Genomic DNA, 18,735 nt, shown 5'->3' with positions numbered 1-18,735 from the left:
ACATAAAACTCCGGAGAAAAGCCTCCGGAGTTTTATGTTCTTGTTTTTCTTTTCTTACTACTCCCCTCCCTCAACAGGGAGGGGTTGGGGGTGGGTCTTTACTTCATCACGACCTTGCGGCCATTGATGATGTACATACCCTTCTTGCTAGGAACGGTGACCTTGCGGCCATTCATGTCGTAGATGGTCTTACCGGCAATAGCCTTGATGGTGCTGATGCCAGTAGCTATCTGCGCCAGTTCTGCATAAGCCGTCTCAGCATCCGTCAGCACACTGAGGTTGGTCACCAGTGCCTTCTGGTCGGCAGTCAGCGCATTATAGGCATTGCGGGCAGCCTCAATCAGCGCCTTGCTGTCAGGCGTATAAGCCACCTCGCCGATAGCGTTGATCTTCGCAATGACATCATCAGCGGCTAGCTTGTCGGCAGCGGCCTTCTCAGCGGCAGCCTTCAGGTTGGCATAGGTCCTCTCGGCAACGGTCAGCACCTCGATATTCGTCACCAGTGCCTTCTGGTCCTCAGTCAGTTCGCTGTAAGCATTGCGGGCTGCATCAATCAGGGCCTTGCTCTCAGGTGTGTAAGCCACCTCACCGATAGCGATAATCTTGTCGATGACCTCACCAGCAGCCAGCTGGTCGGCAGCAGCCTTCTCTGCAGCAGCCTTCAGGTTGGCATAGGTTGTCTCAGCATCCGTCAGCACACTGAGGTTGGTCACCAGTGCCTTCTGGTCGGCAGTCAGCGCATTATAGGCATTGCGTGCTGCATCAATGAGTCCCTTGCTGGTCTCATTGTATGCTACCTCACCAATAGCGGTAATCTTCGCAATGACAGCGTCGGCAGCCTCCTTGTCGGCAGCAGCCTTCTCTGCAGCGGCCTTCAGGTTGCCATAAGTCGTCTCGGCGGTGGTCAGCGTCTCCAGGTTGGTCACCAGTGCCTTCTGGGCATCCGTCAGGGCATTATAAGCCTCACGGGCAGCGTCGATCAGAGCTTTGCTCTCAGTGGTGTAAGCCACCTCGCCGATAGCCGATATCTTACCAATGACAGCGTCGGCGGCAGCCTGGTCAACGGCAGCCTGGTCCACCAGGACCGTCAACTTGCCGGGAACGAAGGTGATGTCGTAGTTCTTGGCGGTAAGACCCGATGGGGTGATGTCGTAGGTGCTGCCCACGGCACTCTCTGCTGTGTAGTCACAGGCCACGGCCAGCGTGCCTTCCAGCACGTCTGCCGTCTCCTGGGCCACGAAGCCCTCGTAGGATACCTCGTACTCGGGCACCTCGCTGCCATGGATGATGTTCACGTCGGCAGCCTTGACGGTGAGCGGCGCCTTCTTGATGTTGAACTTCTGCGTAGCCGCACCGGTGAAGTTACTGTTCTTCACGGCGCTGGCCGTTACCACAGGAGCCTTGGCATCCGTAGTGCTGGCCACGTCCTTGTTGTTGATATACGAGAAGACATAGTCCTTGCCCTCCACCAGTGTGATGCCGTCGTAGGTCAGTGTGGGAGCAGGCTCCTGCGCCTTTCCGTTGTAGGTCAGGTCGGCCACCTTGCTCATGAAGCCGTCCTCCAGCGTCTTCTTACGGATGGTGAACGTCTTGGAGTTCTCACCCACATAGAAATTATGTCCCTCCACGGCCTTGATGGTCACGGTAGGAGCGTTCTCCGCAGCATCCTTGTCGCAGGCCATCACATTGTCAGAGTAGGTCACGGTATAGTCCGTGCCCAGTACCAGCACCTTGCTGCCGTCCTTCACGGTGAAGGAAGGTGTATGTGCCTGTGCGTTGTAGGTCACGGGCAGGATGTTGGAGATGGTGATGTCCGGATGGTCCAGATGCTTCTTGTACACCACGCTGAACTCTGCCTTGGCGCGCTGCATCACGAAGGTGTAGGTATGTGCGCCGGTCTGTGCGTCCTCAGAAACGAAGGTCACGTCCACATCCTGCAGCAGGCCGATGCTGGCTGTACGGCGTGGAGCCTTTGCCATGGCGGCAATCCACTGACCAGTGATGTAGCCGATTGACCAGTTCTCGTCGGGAGTAACCACTACCTTGACGGTCTGACCCTCATGGGCTGAGGTCACCTCTTCCTGGCCCACATAGAACTTCATCGTGCTGTGATCATTGATGCCCACCTTGAGGTCGAAAGCATCACCGACAGCAGGAATCTCCTCGGCAATCTTAATAGACTGAATACCTGCAGCAGGAGTAGCTTTAACACGGTTAGTACCTAACGTTACAGTACTGTAGGTGGCAGAAGAGCCGAGTGATGTTGCTTCTGCAAGCGTGAATGAGGCAGCATTTGCTCCACCCACATTACCCGACAATGTCAGAGCAGTCAGCGTATTCGTAGCAGTGTTGATCTCTACATGGATAGTCCACAGGTCACCACCACGGTTTATGTTCTTCACATTACAGTGGCTGATAGCCGTTTCCTCACCATTGATAATCACATAGCCATTCTGCGCCTGCTGATTAGAACGGATGCGGATGGCATTGCCAATGTCAACGTAAGAATAGTTACCGTTATCACCGGTATTATTAGCATTATTAAACACCAGGTCGATGGTCTGGATGGTCTGGTCAGTATGGGTGAACGTCAGCGTTGCCGCACGATTTCCTGTACCAGAAACATAGAGTCCCTTCTCCGCGTCGGCGGAGGCAGCACTAGCAATCCAGCTTCCAGCACCATTATTGACATCTGTCGAAGCCCAGGATGTTAGCGTGCGTTCATAAACAACGTCCGCCCAAGCGCCCGTCACTGCTACCATGAGCAGTGCGAGCAGTGAAAATATCTTCTTTTTCATATATCTTATAGTTTTATGTTCTTGTTTCTTCTGAAACGAAGGCTTTGTTTTTTTCTGGAAACTAATTCCCGTAATTCACATAATTGGCTCATAATTAATATTATAATTTTTTATTACGGCCATTACGAATTATATTATGGCCATTATGAATAAATTACGCTTATTACGGCAATTAGTTTCTTAAACATATCCTTCGTTTCTTATTCACTCTCACTTCACCACGACTTTTTTGCCATTCATGATGTAGATGCCCTTCTTGCTAGGAACATTAACCTTGCGGCCATCGATGGTGTACCAGTCGCCATTCGTGAGATTCGTGATATTCGTGTTCGCAATCTTCGTTGCATCCTCGAAGACAATCGTGATTCGTGCGCTGGGCACGCCAGTGTTGATGCTCAGCCAAGCCTTGTTGGCGGCGACGGGGAGGTCGTTCTTCACGAAGACGAAGGCCTTGCCGTTGAGGGCATAGTTGGTCTGGTCGTCGGTTGAGGCGGCGATGGTCGTGGCCTCAGTCGTGCCGATGAACTCAGGTGCTACGGTGAGCTGCAGGTTAGGCTCCTCGTTGGCGGGGATCAGCAGGAAGGTCTTGGCCTCGTCGCTGTTGTTGAAGATGAGCAGCGGGGTGCGGCTGGGCGCGGTCTCGATAGCGGCGCTGAGTGTGGCCTGGTCGGCGTTGACGCTCGTGATGGTGTAGAGCTCGGCGTCGGCCGATGTCTCGGTGTCGGCGTAGAGGGGCTCGTCCTTATAGTAGGTGATGAACTCCTTGGCGGCCACTTCTACCTGGTAGCCCTGGAAGAGCTGGAAGGTGTTGCTGAGGTCGGTCTCGCCGGCGTAGTTGCTGCCTTTCTCGGCGAAGGCCTTGAGGGCGTAGAGGCCGGGGGCGAAGTCGAAGTCGACGAGTTCTACGCCGTCGCCTTCGGGCTGCTTTGTCTGCTCGTCGAGCTTATAGATGCGGCAGTAGTAGTCCTGGGTCTGTGTGAGGTCTTTCTGCTCGATGTCGTCGTGCACGGCTACGAGTGCCAGCACCTGCAGCATGTTCATCTCGGCGGGTTCGTACTTACCGGGAACCTGCTCGCTCTTCTTCACGCGGTAGCGCACGCCGTTGGTGCCGTCGCCCATGGTGGCGGTCACGTCCACCGATATGTCGCGCTTGATGGTGTAGGTGGCGGTCACGTCGTACTGCGGCATCTTGAACGATGCCTCGGTCTTGTCGGCGTTGAGGTTCACTGCGGAGCCGTCGATATAGCCGGGAATGGTGATTTCGAGGAAGTAGTCAAATTCTTTGCTATTTGGATCAAAATACTTTCCTGTACACGTAGCAGTACCATTGAAAGGACCGTTGATAGTGATGAAATGGTTGTTTGCATAAGGAGATCCAGTTAGACCACAAATTACTTTCTCGCTGCCAGAGGAGACAGGAGGTCCATAAGATCCACTTGCACAGCCTTCTCCATTAATTGCATAAAGCTCCTGTATTATCAGGTCGAGTTCTCCATTGCCATAGTCATAATCACAGCTGATTGTCCACGGCAGCGTGACGTTCTCCACCGTCTTGGTGTTGCCGTTGGCTTTGAACTGCACGGTATACGGTCCTTGTGCCCATGCGCCCGTGGCTGCGGTGATGAGCAGCGCGAGCGTCATTATATATCTTGATATTGTTTTCATATATTGTATTCTTTTTATGTTATACCTTATAATATATACATTCGCGAGGGGGTTACTTGATGAATCGATAGGATTCATTCGCGTTGATTATTGCTTCAGGAAGTACTGCTTCAGTATTCGAATCAACAAGTTGTCCATAGTTGGTATGATGAACTCTGTTGCCTTCTCTGATGAATAAGCCTGAGTCTTTATTTTCATCGCGACTGATGGCGTTGGCCCAGCTATCTCCCTCGGCATAGTAGATGGTAACGCCGTTGACGGTGAGGGTCAGCAGTTTCATCGTCTTCTTCACCTCCACCTTGTCGATGACGTAGCCGTGCTTGGCTTTGATCTTCACCTCGGTTTCGGGGTCGATGCCGGTCTTGCTTGCTTTGCCGTTGGCGTCGATGGTGACGGACCCGCTGCCTACGGTGACGCTTTCAACCTTGCCCTTCGAGAAGTCGTTGGCGGGCTTCACAGCGAGGTCGTACTTCTCCACGACGGTGAACTCGCTGCTGTAAACGGTGCCGTCGTAGGGGCTGTTCTCGTCGGTCTGCTCGGCCTTAATCCAGTAGTAGCCGGGCTTCATGTCGGCAAGGAAGGCTTCGAGGGTGATGGGGTTGTCCTGGTCGTACTCGATGGGTAGGCTTGAGTCGTCGCCCACGAGCACCTTGATGGTGATGCCGTCGGCAGCGATGATGTTCTGAGCTTCAGCAGCGGCCAGCGGGTCGATGAGCTGGATGGTGAGTGCCTCGGCGGGCTGATACTTGCCGTCGCTGCCCTTCTTCACGACGATGTTGCCAGAGCTGGGCAGTCCGCTGAAGATGACGGGATTCGTCTCGTCCTGCATGTCGCGCACCAGCATGTAGTTCACCGTGGCGTCGAAGGGGGGCATGGTGAACGATGCCTCAGTGAATAGATCCTGGGCACTTGCCGCATTGGTGGTCACTTTGATGGGGGTAGGCAGCGGCTCCAGGTCGCCCACGAAGGTGACGTTGACGCTGCTGAAGTTGTTCTGATAGGTGCTCAGGTGCTCGGCGAGCACGTGGCACTGGGTGGCCTTGCCTGACTTGAAGTCACTGCTGGTATTGCCCCAAGTCAGGTTGTCCGGGTTGGCGTAGAGATTGACGTCCGATATGGCTGAGCTGAGCGTGAAGGCATAACCGCCGATGCTCGTCACCGTCGAGGGGATGGTGATTGATGTCAGACTGCTGCATCTGCCAAAGGCACCAGTGCCGATGGCCGTCAAACCTTCGGGCAGGGTGACGGAGGTTATGGCTGAGCAGCCCATGAAGGCAGCTTGGCCGATGCTCGTCACCGTCGAGGGGACGGTGATTGATGTCAGGCTGCTGCAGTCGCTGAAGGCATTAGCGCCGATGGCCGTCAAACCTTCGGGCAGGGTGACGGAGGTCATGGCTGAGCAGCTGCTGAAGGCACTTTCGCTGATGCTCGTCACCGTCGAGGGGATGGTGACTGATGTCAGGCTGAAGCAGCTCATGAAGGCATTAGGGCCGATGGCCGTCAAACCTTCGGGCAGGGTGACGGAGGTCAGGTTGGAGAAGAAGTAGAAGGCATTAAAGCCCACGGATGTTACGCCGCTCTCCACCACCACGCTGGTGATGTCTCCACTGTTGCCGTCCCATGGCCGGTCGGAACCGTTAAGGTAGTCCGCCATGCCACCGTTGCCGCTGACGGTCAGCGTGCCGTTGTTGAGTGTTACGGTGCAGTCGCCGCTTTCCCACTGCGTCTGCGCCCACGCTCCGCCGACTGCCGTGAGTAGCAGCGCGAGCGTCATTATATATCTTGATATTGTTTTCATATATTGTATTTCTTTATGTTGTTTATACCTTTTATATATATACATTCGCGAGGGGGTTACTTCAGTTCCGACAGCTGGTCGGTAATGTCGGTGCCGTTCACGCTGATGCTGGTGAAGGATGCGACATCAAGGTCGCTACCCTTCCATACCTCGTAGGTGTTGGCTGTCGGGTCGAAGGTGACCTGGAATCCATACCAACTCCATCTATCAGTGAAGGAGTTCGTGCCGCTCCCCTTGAATATGAGCTTGCCATTCTCTACAGACAACTGTTTAGGACCGTTGCCACCGCCAAGCTGGCCCGTTCCGCTGACAAAGGTGAACGTGCCATTGTTGTTGGTGAAGGTGCAGGTACCGTCATCTCTGTATTTGAATGCGATGACTACCGTTGCGCCGTTCTCGAGTGCGGTGGCCAGCGTCGCCGCCCCTCCCTTCTTCACCTCCACCTTGCGGAACTTGTAGCCGTCGGCGGCCTTGAGCTTCACCTCGCTGCCCATCTTCACGCCCTCGAGCTTACCCTCGGTGACGGTGGCGGCTGCGCCACCTACAGTAACGGTAGCCTTGCCACTCTCGATGGTGTTGGCGTTAGCAGCAGTGAAGGTTGCGGTATACGTCATCTCCTCGAAGATGGCCGTGATGATCATATCCTCCTCACCGGGTTCGATGGTGATCTCGCGCACCAGGTCAGTGCAGTCGGAGGCATCGCTCCAGCCCTTCAGTTTGTAGCCCTCTGCAGGTATGGCCTTCACCTTGACGGTAGCCGTCTGAGCCACGGTAAAGGTACCGTCGCCGTTGACAGTCACGCCCTCGGGAATGCCGCCATCTTTATAGAAGGTAATCTTGCTGACTTCGGTGGAGCAGCTCTGGAGCGTGAGGCTCTTGGTGGCTTCGCCTTCCCATACGGCGCTCTTGCCCTCGAAGGTCCAATTGTCATTAGGCTTTATGTTAGGGTTATATTCACCATAATTATCAATCATCGTGAATTCGATGCGGCTGAAGGGGTCGCCTGTGGTGCTGAAGGTAACGGTAGAATTATCTTCCCACTGGTTAACGAAGAAGCTAAGACTATGCAAATAGTCACCAGCCTCAGTGATCTCATTGATATATGCATCCTGGGTGCTGGTCATAGTGATGTCATCTACGGTATATTCCTTGGTATTAAACGTCCAGCCGCTCCATGTGTCAGCCGTCCATTCCACTTTGGTTTCGCCACCCATGCTTACGCTACCCTTTTGGACGTCGTTGGCAGCAAGGGTCACCTTGGTAGGAGCATAGATAGGAGTCAGCACCACGTCGCTGCCGGGCATGGTGAAGGTCCACTGCTTGGTATTAGCGGCGGGTTCGGCCACGGGGGTTACCTCGATGGCGTCGCTGGTGGTGTAGTAGAACTTGTAGTTATCTTTTTCACTAAATAAATTTTCATGAGTAAGTGGAAGTTCACCTACATTTACTTTGGTCCCAGCATTTTGAACCAACTTAAATGAATTGCTGCTTGCGCCCGCTCCGTAAATGATGAGAACTTTGTCCGCCGGGACGGAATTGAGAAGGGCCTTGGCCTCGTCATCGGTCAATGAGGAAAATTCCTTGAAGCCTGGCAGGTCGTCGACTGTCAAAGGCGTGTCATCGTTGTTCCATTCCGAGGGCACTGTTAACTCTTTAAGGATCACGCCGTCCGTGGCCCACGCGCCCGTGACTGCCGTGAGTAGCAGCGCGAGCGTCATTATATATCTTGATATTGTTTTCATATATTGTATTTCTTTATGTTGTTTATACCTTTTATATTATATACGCGCGAGAGGGGCGGTCAGAAGCCGAGGACTGGCCTGACACGAACGCTATTCGACTTAATGTAGGAGTCCCAATACTCGCTGGAGAATATCCATGAGTAATTGCCACCGTCATACGTGGCAGACCAATAGCCGCTAGTAATTGCCGTACCGCCAACTGTGGTGATATAGGCATTCACATTGCCGTCGTAAGTCGTGCCGTAACTATCACTTACCGTCGAGCCGAGGTTGGTGAATATCGCCTCGTAGTCGCTCTTCTGTGCCACGGCCCAGTTAGACACGGTGGTCTCGCCCAGCGTTTCGTAGCTCGACAGGTTGCCGCGGGCGCCAGCATCGGGCAGCACTTTCAGCGTGGTGCCGGCGTAAGAGGCAGACGTCCAGCCGTTGATGGTGTTCCATGTCTGATTCGTTGCGTCCTGCAGGGCGAGAATCAGGCCGTGGCCCGTTTCCGTCACCTTGCCCAGGATGCCCACTGCGGTGCAGCCGTCGGGAACAGTAGTCTTAGCGTCGTGCAGGTGGCCTGCGGCGCACACCACCTTGCCGATGTCCGCAGCCGTAGCCTCAGAGGCAATCGGCCCGTCCCATGTCGGAGCAGCCGCCTTCTTCTCGGCCTTCACGCCGATGACTTTCTTCGTGCCGGTGTAGGTGACGGTGACGGTCTCGCCCTTCTTCACGCCGGCGTTGGGAATGGCGGTCCACTTGTCGGACTCTTCGGTGCCCTCGGCGAACTCAACGGCGTAGGTGGGCTCGGGCAGCACGGTGACTGCGAGGCGCTGGGGGTCGGTGTCGCTATGCTCGTCGTCGCCCTTGATGTAGTACCACACGTAGTAGGTGCCTGCAGCTTCGATAGTCTCAGCCGTTGGGATGGCGGCTTCCCACTCGTCCTCGGCCAGTGCGATGGCGTCGGCCTGGGAGAAGTTCTCGTCGTAGATGACGAAGTACATCAGTGTGCCGCCGGTGACTGCGTTCTCAGCCAAAACAGCGAGCGGAGCCTCGGTCTTGGCAGCAGCATCCACTGCTGCGGTCAGCCCATTGTCTGCCAGAGTAGCCAGGTCGTAGTACTCGGGCTCCAGTGTCACGTTGCCGCCGGGCATGGTGAACGTGCCGGTCTTCTTGGCCTTGTCCCAGGCGACCTTGGGGCCGGAGGGGGAGGCGTAGTAAACATCAACAGAGGATGTAGACCAGTTGTCACCTCCCTTTCTCGACAATGTCACACTCTCGGCATTGATGTCCGTGACGATAATCTCGTCGGAGCCGTAGGTAATGGTGCCTGGCGTCACGCCTACGTTGGCTTCAGTGAAATTATCTCCATATGTACCGTCGAATTTCTTGATAACCAGTTTGGTGATAACACCTTCACTAGTTGTGATGGTTGCAGTATTTGAATTTACATATAAACAATTATTCATCATTATATTTAATCCTGTAGCTGTAACCGCTCCCGAGGACATGGTGCTAGAATTTATTGTCACCATTTTCTCCTCGGCCCACGCTCCGGTCGTCACGGCTAATAGCGCGACGAGCGTCAGTATTGTTTTCTTTAATTGTTTCATATTACTTATAATTTTATTTGTTTCTTTTTTATTTTAACATGTAATTCTTCGCTCATTGCCTATTTTAATAGGTGCTCAGGCGAGCAGAGCTCGGAGTTCCATTAATTGCCCATTAATTATCATTCTTGGACTAGCCAAGCGACCAGAGGTCGAGCGAATGAAAAATTGCCACTTCGTTCTCGCTGTCGCTCGCGAGCCCTTCGGCCTTCGTGTTCAATTCGTGGGACTCCGCGAAGCGCCTGAGCACCAACGGAGCGCAAGAATTCGTGTTAGAAAAACTTCGACGAATCCCGATTTCCGTGGCGGAAATCCGAGTTTCGAGCCTCGGGCGGTGCTTCACCGCAGCGGAAGAGCAAGCTTTTTGCCTCGAAATGCCGATTTCCGCATCGGAAGAGCAAGTTTTTTGCCCCGAAATGCCGATTTCCGCATCGGAAGAGCCGTTTTTTTCGCCTCGGGCAGCGGATTTCCGCAGCGGAAATCCATGTTTTTTGCCTCGGGCTGAGCTTCTCCGCCCCGTTGGAGCACGCCTTTCTCGCCATCGTCGTCATCGTTCACGTCGTTTTTTCTCGTTTCCTATACATTATATATTTATACGCGCGCGTGAGGGATTACTCCGACAGGTAGAAGGCGATGTATATTATATGTTTGCCGTTGAACCTATTAGTATCCTTCAGCAGATCAACCGTCGAGGCGGCACTGCCCGTCCACGTGATGGTCGTATTATTAATTGCCCATCCCTCGCCGAGGTTTGCAAGATCCCAACCTTCAGCACCTTGGGGTTTCATATCGATCTTTGTGAACTTCTTGCCGGTCGGTGCCGTAAAGGTAAAGCCGCCGGATGCGTCCACTCGGAAACTGATGCCAACCTTCGTCGGATTTGAGCTATTTTTCCACGTGGCTTCTACCTGTTCGGCATTACCACGCAGCTTGACCTCATCCATCTCATACTCGTCGGTGTCGTAGACAGAAAGTTTGCTGACGTTCGTAACGTCCCATATGACGTCGGCCACGGGAACCTCAATGGCCGTAGCCGCAATCTCGCTGTCGCTGTGCGTGTCGTCGCCCTTCACGTAATACCAAACATATACCGTGCCACTGGCGGTGATGGTCTCAGCCTTGGGCACCGCCTCGCTGAAGCCATCCGTCGAGGCAGGCTTCGTGTTCGTCGTGGTCAATGCATACATCAGCGTGCCGCCGTCGGCCACGCCACCGCTCACCAGCGCCGTGCTCTTGCCAACGCCAACAATCGCCGCACCCGTCGGCGCCGTCGTCACCGTAGCCGGTTCCTTCGCCGCCGGAGCGTCGCTTGTAGCCTCCTGAACGAGACGGACACTGCACCCGTAGAAACGACTGCCGTCGCTCGCGGGAGTCAGACTGCCCGAACCGAAGAACACTCCGTACGTTTTGTCCGTGCCATAAGGCGTAGCAGACGAGTAGTCGCCGTACGAGCCCGGATTGTTCACCCTCGAGCCATTCCGGTAGCCTGCAGCCGGCAGGAACACACAACCGGCTGTCTCCATCTTGGTCCAATCCTCAACGGTGTAGCTGTTGCCATTCCAGCCAGTGTTGCCTGTATCGTTGACACCTGTCGGAGCAGTCACGCCGTCGGGGTGAGTATAGGTGTCGGGGAAGAGGATAATGCCCCGTACATTGTTTACCATAGCCTTGGCATAGCGGCCGTTCTCGGTGCCGTTCACGGTAGATGCACTGCGGGTTTTGAACAGATATGTCCACTCGTCACTTGTCAGCGTGCGCCAGCCTGTGCCCATCGTTGCGCCCCAGTCCACGAAGTCGCCGGAATAATCACTGTTGGCTGCAGAAGTATTCATACCGTATGTGGTGGCAGATGTGCTCCAGCCGAACTTGTCCCATGCGTCTGCGCTGTAGCTTGTGTAATAGTCATACTGGTTGTCGAAGAAGCTCCACTTCGACGATTCGTAGCGCAGGTTACCCTTCGAGAAATACACCTGCTTCGTGTCGCTGACGCTGAAAACGCCGCTGAGGGCCCCGTCGGGAACGCTGGGAGCAGCCGCGTCGCTTGTAGCCTTCACGCCCTTCACCTTCAGTCGTCCGTTGTACTGCAGCGTCACGGTCTCCGAGCCGTCGCCCTTCAGTCCGCCGATGGGCAGCGCCTGGGCCTGGCCCTCGCCCACCTTCACCGTCCACTTGCCGGCATCCTTCACGCCGTCCTTCATGTAAGCGTAGAGGGGGGAGGTGGCGCTGACGAAGATGCCATGAGCATAACTACCAAAATTTATACTGATGGTGGCTTTGCCATCGGCTATAACCGTCACCGGGGTGCTTGCGCCGTTTAATTCGCCAATGTTGACGGCGCTGGTGTTGTTGGAGCTGATTCCGGTAAGAGGCATTTCAAAAGAGGACATAGTGCTGATTAAATTACTGAATTGTTCACCCGTAACCGCCTCAAAGAGTTCGCCGATGGTAGTGGCGTAGGGCAGCGGCTGCTCCAGCGAGCGTGTCTGTTCGCGGTAAGTGGCCGTAATCAAATGCTTGGCGTCTTGCGCCCAAGCGCCCGTCGCCGCCGTCATGAGCAGCACGAGCAAAAGTAGTAATTTGTTTCTTTTCATACTGTTAATAGTTTAGAATATTAATAAAGATGTTTATACAATACTTGTTTGTTGTTCGGTATATGTTGGTTAGTGTTTTATAATGTGCTATGACAGGCACTGTTTTCGGAATGTTCCCTGATGGATTAAAAACTGATTTCGGCGGACCTCGCGCACTATGACATCGTTCTTTTGCCGAAGTTCATCATTTTGGTGAAATAATCGCCAAAAGAGAACGGCTATGAGCAATATCAGTAGCACGACGGCCGCCGAAAGCAGGATAATAATAGTAGTAGTCATCAAATTAGGTAAAAATATATGTTGTTTAGCTTTTTCTGCTGCAAAAATATATAAAAATTATATATTATGCAATAGCACAGACAAGATTACATATATTTTCAGACAAGATTACATACTACAAGACAGCATTTAGCATACGGAAAGACAGCGTTTAGTTTGCTGAAAAGACTGCGTTTTGAAAAAGAACGGTTACTGATTCTGCAAGGCAGACTTGCGGAACTCGGTGGGCGTCATGCCGAAACGATGGCGGAAACATTTGCCATAATAAGCATAACTGCTGAAACCACAGTCGATAGCAATCTGAGAGACACTCTTATCGGGATGAGTGGACATGAGAAACGTAGAATACTCCAGGCGGAGCTCCTGCATATAGTCAGTGAGCTTAGCATACTGGCTACCCTTTGAGAAAGCAGCACCCACACGCTCCTTGGACAGATTAAAACGGTCCATGATAGTCTGGCGGTCGAAGTTCTTATTAAGGAACAGGCGTTCGCGCACGATGATATCGTTGATATAACGGAACAGCTGTTCCTCGGAAAGGGTGCTGATGTCTGTTATATCGCTGGGAGAAACGGTGTTTTTCAACTCCTCTTGTATGTATTTCTCCCTGTAAATCATGGCCTCGTTAATCTGGTTGGCCAGCGACAGGTTTTTGCTGCTGATAATACGGTTCTTGCGGATAATGACGAAGACCAGGATAAGAACACCAATCAGAACGCCGAGAACGCTGTTCAACAGGTAGCGCTGACGGTTGTTATCAGTCTGCTGCTTCATGATAATCTGATTCTGCTCGTGGTCGTGATAGATAGCAGCCAGTTCCTGAGCCGTTTTCACAGCCTTACGCACCCTCAACGTGTCTTGAATCTCGAGCACCTGCTCATAGAGTTTAGCCGCCTGTTCGCAGTTGCCCATTTTCCGATAGACCTCGGCCAGGCCCCACTTAGCAGTATTCATCATCTCGCCAAGCGTGTCGCCTTGCAGCCTTATGCGCTGAATCAAGGTCTTATAGATGGGGACAGCCTCCTGATAGCGTCCACGATGTTTCATATAGTCCACGATGAAATAGTCGCGCGTGTGATTGCCTTCATAGTGTATAGCTTTCCATGCAACATAAGCCGAGTCGGCCCGCTGGAATTGCCCCATCTTGGCTAATAAAGCCGCTATCTTAGCAAATACCATGCGCCGGTTGATGAGCTGCTGATTAGGTGCCGAGCCCCAGCGTGTGCCCTCGGTGGTGAGCTGCAGATTGCGCTGGTTGATCTTCAGCGCATTGTCGTAGTCTTTCATCTCGCCATACATACGCGCCAACATAATGAGGTGATTATACATCAGATGGTCTGTATCGGCACGATTGGTCTTTGCCATCAGGTTCACAGCCTCGTTGACATATCGTATTCCCAACTCGCGGTCGCCCTCATAAAAGACGTTTTGTCCCATCTCGACCAGCGCCAAAGAGTGATAGTAGTCGTTGTTCGACTGAGTGGACAGGTCTATCAACTGCTGCAACCATTCATTCTGCTCTATCTGGTGACCAGAGAGCTCGCTGACAGAGCAAAGCGCATTGAGCACACCCATCCGTTTGTCGGCATCGGTCTTTACCTCTTCATTATCCAGCAGCGACAGGTAGAGGTCGTAGGACTCCCTGAACTGCATCATGCTGTAGAGCGAGTCGGCCTCACCCATAATCCGAGCGAAGGAAGAGCTATCACGGACATCTGGCGAGAAGACACTCGGTTCACCGCTGCCCGTACAGTCCACGAGGAGTACCGGAGCTATTGTCAGGATGATGAGGTATAATATCTGGCGCATAGTTTTAATAGCTTTATAGCTGATTAATATGCTAGTTTTTTTAACGCAACGCTAATGCTTTATTTTCAGCAGCTTCCATCAGTTCCCGCTCACCGGGTCCCTTGTCATTGATACCACAGAGATGCAAGATGCCGTGAATGATGACACGATGCAGTTCCTCGTCATAGGTCTTATGAAACAGTTCCGCATTAGAGCGTACCGTATCTAAAGAGATGACCAGGTCGCCATTCAGGACATCATCCTCACAATAGTCGAAAGTGATGATATCCGTATAATAATCGTGCCCCAGGTATTCGCGGTTGACCTCCAGGATATGCTCATCATCGCAGAAGAGGTAGCCCACTTCGCCCACCTTCTTATTATAAGTAGCTGCCACACGACGAATCCAGGCGGTGGTGTCGCGCTTTTTGATGGCAGGCATTTTCACGTTCTCGCAATTATAACTGATCATATGTTGTATTACGTTATTTCGATATATCGGTATTACGACTAGGCAAATAAGATGAGACATCTACGCCGAAATGCTGCAGTTCACGCACCATCGACGATGAAACCGAAGCATATTGAGGTTCACTATAGAGCAGGATAGTCTCCACCTCACCATTTGTCAGCTGGCGGTTGACATCGGCCTGCTCACGCTCATACTCAAAATCCTTCACAGAGCGCACACCCTTCACGATGAAACGGGCCCCCTCAGAACGGGCAAAGTCGACAGCCAGCCCGAAATAAGCCTTCACCTCAATGCGGGGCTCGTCAGCATAGAGCGCCCTGATAGCCTCTATACGCTCTGCAGCAGGAGGAATACCAGGCTTCTGTACATGATCGCCCACAACCCCAATGACCAGTTTGTCGAAAAGCGGGAGGGCACGGGTCACGATTGAATCATGACCTATGGTAAAGGGATTGAATGTTCCGACAAATATTCCTGTTTTCATCTCAAAGAGTTTGGCTGCAAAATTACACAAAAAAAGTAAAGTACACAAATTTGTGGTCTATAAATCACAGAGGGAACTCAAAGATAAACCGACAACCATCATGATAGCTGGCGTCGAGCCAGAACTTGCCACCGAGGTTCTCCACATGCCGCCTGGTGAGAGGAAGTCCCAATCCCAGTCCCTCACTGAAGTCATCAACCTTGGTGAAGAACTTGAAGATGCGCTCACGGTCGGCCTCGGCAATACCCTTTCCTGTATCCTCAATAATGAAGCGTATCGTCGTATCAGTACGGGTGATACGCGTCATGATATGCTGTCCGTCGGAATATTTCACTGCATTGAGCAGCACCTCGGCCAAACTATACTGCAGGAACTGCCTGTTGGTGGTGATAAGCAAATCGTCGGGCACCTCTGTCTCAAAGCCAATGAAACGAAGGTCGGGATAGAGCTGCATGACATAATCTACCATCTCCATCATAGCCGTATTGGCCGACACCGCCTCACGATTCCTGCTGATAGCCGTCTCGGAGAAAGTGGCATCAGAACTGTCGAGAAGCATCAGAATCAGTCGGGTAAGCAGTTTGGAGTTGTGCTCCATTGTTGCCGTCAGACCCTTTATCTCATCCTCCGACACACAGTCGCAAGGCAGGATGGGAGCCGATGGCGAGTTGAGTATCTGCGCGTATCCCATAATGACATTGAGCGGTGTGCGCACCTGGTGCGTCATATTCTGGATAAAGGACGTCTTCTGCCTGTCGGCCTCCTTGACCAGCAGCGTGGCCTGTTCCAGTTCCTCATTATACTTATGCGCCTTGTCACTGGCCGCACGCACACTGTCCATATATTGCCTAAGCGACTCGAGCATCGTCACATAACTGTTCTGCAAACATCCCATCTCATCGATACGAGAGATGCGCTCTATCTCGACCTTCAAATCGCCCTTTGCTATTTCCTGCGTCTTACGCAGCAACTGGCGCAACGGACTTAGCGAGCGCGCCATCATCTTATAACAATAGAAAGCAATGAAAACCAGAGCGACAATAAGGAGGGTAACGACGATAAAGATAAGCCTATAATAATCTTTCAGGATATCACTGTCGGGACACACGATAGCCAGACTCCAGGAAGTGCCAGGCACAGGCTTATAACAAACCTGCGACGGGACATCATTAATCGTCACCGACATCTCCCCCTGATTACCTTTCGTCATCTCGTGACCCAGGACAATGAGGTCTTTCTGCTTCTGCAGGTTGGCCACCCCGAAAATAGTCTTGTTGAAGAGACGGGTAGAATCCGGATGGCCCACATAGCGACCTTTTTCATCGAGCAGGATAAAGTATGAATTAGGATAAGGTTTCTCTTCTGCCAGTATATCCGAGATATGCAGAAGCGACATCTCTGTAGAGACAACACCAATATGCTGATGCTGCGCATTATAGAGCGGTCGGCTATATGTGGCAATCATGCCATTCTTATTCAGGTTCAACTGGTTGGTCTCGTCATAATAGACCACCCAAGCCGGCTTGTTCCTGTCGCGCGGCGTTGCGTACCATTCCTCTGTGAAATAATTATAATCCTTTTCCTGCGCCGTCGTAATAGAGTCGCTATCCTTTCGGATAGAATAAGCCATAAAATGGCGTGGATATTGTGGAATGACGTCTGGCTCGATACTGATAGCACACCCATCGGAATAGGGGTTGAAATGCACAATACGCTCTGAGATCGCCATCAGCGAGTCGGGCTGCATACTTTTCTCTATCAGCCAACTGTAACTGTTTGTTGCCGTCTCGATGGTGATGAGGTAGCGATGAATGCGCTGCAGCGACACGTCGAGCATCACATTGGCGCGCTGCACGGCCTCGCCACGAATCATGCCCTGAGAGTGGTAGAAAAGGAGTCCCACAGAGCCACAGAACACAGGCACAGCCATGATGAGCACCCAAAGACTGAGCTTCGTTGAGAACGACCTGCGAATATTCATCTTAATCATGTTCTACCTCCTTTCTGATATCCTCTTCCGACTGATTCAGCAGATGATTCAATACCCGTGCGATGGTGTTACCATTCTTCTGGATATTCTCCACCAGTTTAGCCGTTTCTTCCCACTTGGCCTGCCCCTCAATATGGCGCAATGCCTCTACATCCTTGTCGATGGTCTGTGCTGGCAACAACATCTGATCAGACATGTGGTGCAGGAAGGCCGTTTTCATTTTGTCGGCCTTCTGAGCTTGTTTATAAGCACTTTTCAGTTCCTTACTGCGCTGTTGAATGGCATCCGTCAGCTGTTCCAACTCACCAATCTGCGACGCCACAGCCCTGCGCATCCGGATGAAATTGCGCTGCAGACTGCCTATCTCGTCGCGGCCCCATGTATGGGGTATAGGGTCGTCGTAGTGGCCTTCGGCAATATGCTGGGCTTTCTCTGTCAACATTTTCAACGGACGGAGGCGCAGGAAGAGGATTGCCCAACAGGCCAGCAACATCAGCAGCAGACCGCCAATAGCGATGATGACGGCGTAATTATACAGTCGGTTGTACTCACCAAAGATACTGTCTTTCGACATTGCCACAGCCATTGTCCAGCCCATCTCATCCTTTGAGCGCATAGGCACATCGACCTTCTTGAAGGGTTTATAGAAGATGTAAGAGTCGAACCCAGAGAAATTAAAGGGGACATATCCGGATTTGCCCGACTGAATCTGCTGCAACAACTGCTGCAACGTCTCGTCAGGTAAGCCAAGGGAAGTGGGCTGCATCAGATGCAAACCCGTGGGATGGACGATAAACGAACCATCTTTATCCAACACCGCACAATAGGAGTCGGGCGTAGGCTTGATATTGGCAATGGTGCCTGACAGCAGACTGATAGACACATCTACACTGATGACACCAATAGGCTCACCATCATCACCGGGTATGGGCACGCTGTAGGATTCCAGCGGCTCCTCGTCGGTATCCATGCCCTCCAGAGGATTCAGCCACAGGGCCTTGTTCTGAGTCATCGGTTTCTTATACCAAGCCTGCTCCGTATAAGGTATGTTCCCGAAAGAATCTGCACTGACAATGAGAGAATCGGCAGGAGCGTCAGAAACGTTTCCTGTGCGGTGATAATAAACCATGAACGTGTCACGATCGGCATAATAGCCGGGCTTAAGGGCAATGGCACAACCGGTGGCATAGGGGTTTGTCTCTACAACCATACGACAATAGGCACGTATCGTATCAGGATTATTCAGGAGAGGCCTTAACTGATAATACATATTACCCGTTGTCTCCTCAACACTCAGCAGGATATTGTCTATCCTCACCATCGCTCCTTCCAGCGTTTGCGATGCTCTTTGCAAAGCGTCCTCCTTCATCACCTTGCGCGAATAGAAGAACATGACAAGGAGCGTGAGCATCAACAGCAAACAAACTGCCGAGGCTACCCTCAGACTGAGCCTTAGTGATAAGTGCTTCCTATAAAACGTAGATGGTCTTTGCATATCGTTGTAGTATGAGTTGGCTTATCGTTATGAAAAACAAT

12 protein-coding genes are annotated in these 18,735 nt (G+C 52.4%); all 12 read right to left on the bottom strand.

Annotated elements, in window-relative coordinates:
* Positions 1-98: 98 nt before the first annotated feature.
* A complete protein-coding gene (locus L6468_RS00185; protein ID WP_237793977.1) occupies positions 99-2,798 on the bottom strand; it encodes an MBG domain-containing protein in 2,700 nt (899 codons plus the stop codon).
* Positions 2,799-3,008: 210 nt separating this feature from the next.
* Positions 3,009-4,463 carry a hypothetical protein gene (locus L6468_RS00180; protein ID WP_237793975.1) on the bottom strand — a complete coding sequence of 485 codons (1,455 nt, stop codon included), beginning with the start codon at positions 4,461-4,463 and terminating at the stop codon, positions 3,009-3,011.
* Between the two features lie 52 nt (positions 4,464-4,515).
* Positions 4,516-6,261, bottom strand: coding sequence for a leucine-rich repeat domain-containing protein (locus L6468_RS00175; RefSeq protein ID WP_237793973.1), 1,746 nt, complete (start codon positions 6,259-6,261; stop codon positions 4,516-4,518).
* Between the two features lie 56 nt (positions 6,262-6,317).
* Positions 6,318-8,003 carry an InlB B-repeat-containing protein gene (locus L6468_RS00170; protein WP_237793972.1) on the bottom strand — a complete coding sequence of 562 codons (1,686 nt, stop codon included), beginning with the start codon at positions 8,001-8,003 and terminating at the stop codon, positions 6,318-6,320.
* Between the two features lie 59 nt (positions 8,004-8,062).
* Positions 8,063-9,457 (bottom strand): hypothetical protein, encoded by a 1,395-nt coding sequence (locus L6468_RS00165; RefSeq protein WP_237793970.1) that lies wholly within the window; start codon positions 9,455-9,457, stop codon positions 8,063-8,065.
* A 477-nt stretch (positions 9,458-9,934) separates the two neighbouring features.
* A complete protein-coding gene (locus tag L6468_RS00160) occupies positions 9,935-10,153 on the bottom strand; it encodes a hypothetical protein (protein ID WP_237793968.1) in 219 nt (72 codons plus the stop codon).
* Positions 10,154-10,206: 53 nt separating this feature from the next.
* Positions 10,207-12,186, bottom strand: coding sequence for a hypothetical protein (locus L6468_RS00155; RefSeq protein WP_237793966.1), 1,980 nt, complete (start codon positions 12,184-12,186; stop codon positions 10,207-10,209).
* 468 nt (positions 12,187-12,654) lie between these two features.
* On the bottom strand, positions 12,655-14,274 hold the full coding sequence (locus L6468_RS00150; protein WP_237793964.1) for a tetratricopeptide repeat protein: 1,620 nt from the start codon (positions 14,272-14,274) through the stop codon (positions 12,655-12,657).
* 40 nt (positions 14,275-14,314) lie between these two features.
* Positions 14,315-14,725 (bottom strand): rRNA maturation RNase YbeY, encoded by a 411-nt coding sequence (gene ybeY, locus L6468_RS00145; protein ID WP_237793962.1) that lies wholly within the window; start codon positions 14,723-14,725, stop codon positions 14,315-14,317.
* A gap of 13 nt (positions 14,726-14,738) precedes the next feature.
* Positions 14,739-15,209: a pantetheine-phosphate adenylyltransferase gene (coaD, locus tag L6468_RS00140; protein WP_091853320.1), complete on the bottom strand. Its 471-nt coding sequence runs from the start codon at positions 15,207-15,209 to the stop codon at positions 14,739-14,741.
* Between the two features lie 64 nt (positions 15,210-15,273).
* Positions 15,274-17,199, bottom strand: a complete 1,926-nt coding sequence (locus tag L6468_RS00135; protein ID WP_237793954.1) for a sensor histidine kinase — start codon at positions 17,197-17,199, stop codon at positions 15,274-15,276.
* Complete coding sequence (locus L6468_RS00130) at positions 17,192-18,694, bottom strand: HAMP domain-containing protein (protein ID WP_237793944.1); 1,503 nt, start codon at positions 18,692-18,694, stop codon at positions 17,192-17,194. The genes L6468_RS00135 and L6468_RS00130 overlap by 8 nt, the downstream gene beginning before the upstream one ends.
* Positions 18,695-18,735: the final 41 nt, after the last annotated feature.

Source organism: Prevotella communis (genome assembly GCF_022024115.1).
Lineage (GTDB): Bacteria > Bacteroidota > Bacteroidia > Bacteroidales > Bacteroidaceae > Prevotella > Prevotella communis.
This window is presented reverse-complemented; position numbering and strand designations above follow the sequence as displayed.

Excerpts from the sequence above, each read along its gene's own strand:
- L6468_RS00185 (WP_237793977.1), bottom strand. The coding sequence starts at position 2,798 with ATGAAAAAGAAGATATTTTCACTGCTCGCACTGCTCATGGTAGCAGTG.
- L6468_RS00180 (WP_237793975.1), bottom strand. The coding sequence starts at position 4,463 with ATGAAAACAATATCAAGATATATAATGACGCTCGCGCTGCTCATCACC.
- L6468_RS00175 (WP_237793973.1), bottom strand. The coding sequence starts at position 6,261 with ATGAAAACAATATCAAGATATATAATGACGCTCGCGCTGCTACTCACG.
- L6468_RS00170 (WP_237793972.1), bottom strand. The coding sequence starts at position 8,003 with ATGAAAACAATATCAAGATATATAATGACGCTCGCGCTGCTACTCACG.
- L6468_RS00165 (WP_237793970.1), bottom strand. The coding sequence starts at position 9,457 with ATGATGAATAATTGTTTATATGTAAATTCAAATACTGCAACCATCACA.
- L6468_RS00155 (WP_237793966.1), bottom strand. The coding sequence starts at position 12,186 with ATGAAAAGAAACAAATTACTACTTTTGCTCGTGCTGCTCATGACGGCG.
- L6468_RS00150 (WP_237793964.1), bottom strand. The coding sequence starts at position 14,274 with ATGCGCCAGATATTATACCTCATCATCCTGACAATAGCTCCGGTACTC.
- ybeY (WP_237793962.1), bottom strand. The coding sequence starts at position 14,725 with ATGATCAGTTATAATTGCGAGAACGTGAAAATGCCTGCCATCAAAAAG.
- coaD (WP_091853320.1), bottom strand. The coding sequence starts at position 15,209 with ATGAAAACAGGAATATTTGTCGGAACATTCAATCCCTTTACCATAGGT.
- L6468_RS00135 (WP_237793954.1), bottom strand. The coding sequence starts at position 17,199 with ATGATTAAGATGAATATTCGCAGGTCGTTCTCAACGAAGCTCAGTCTT.
- L6468_RS00130 (WP_237793944.1), bottom strand. The coding sequence starts at position 18,694 with ATGCAAAGACCATCTACGTTTTATAGGAAGCACTTATCACTAAGGCTC.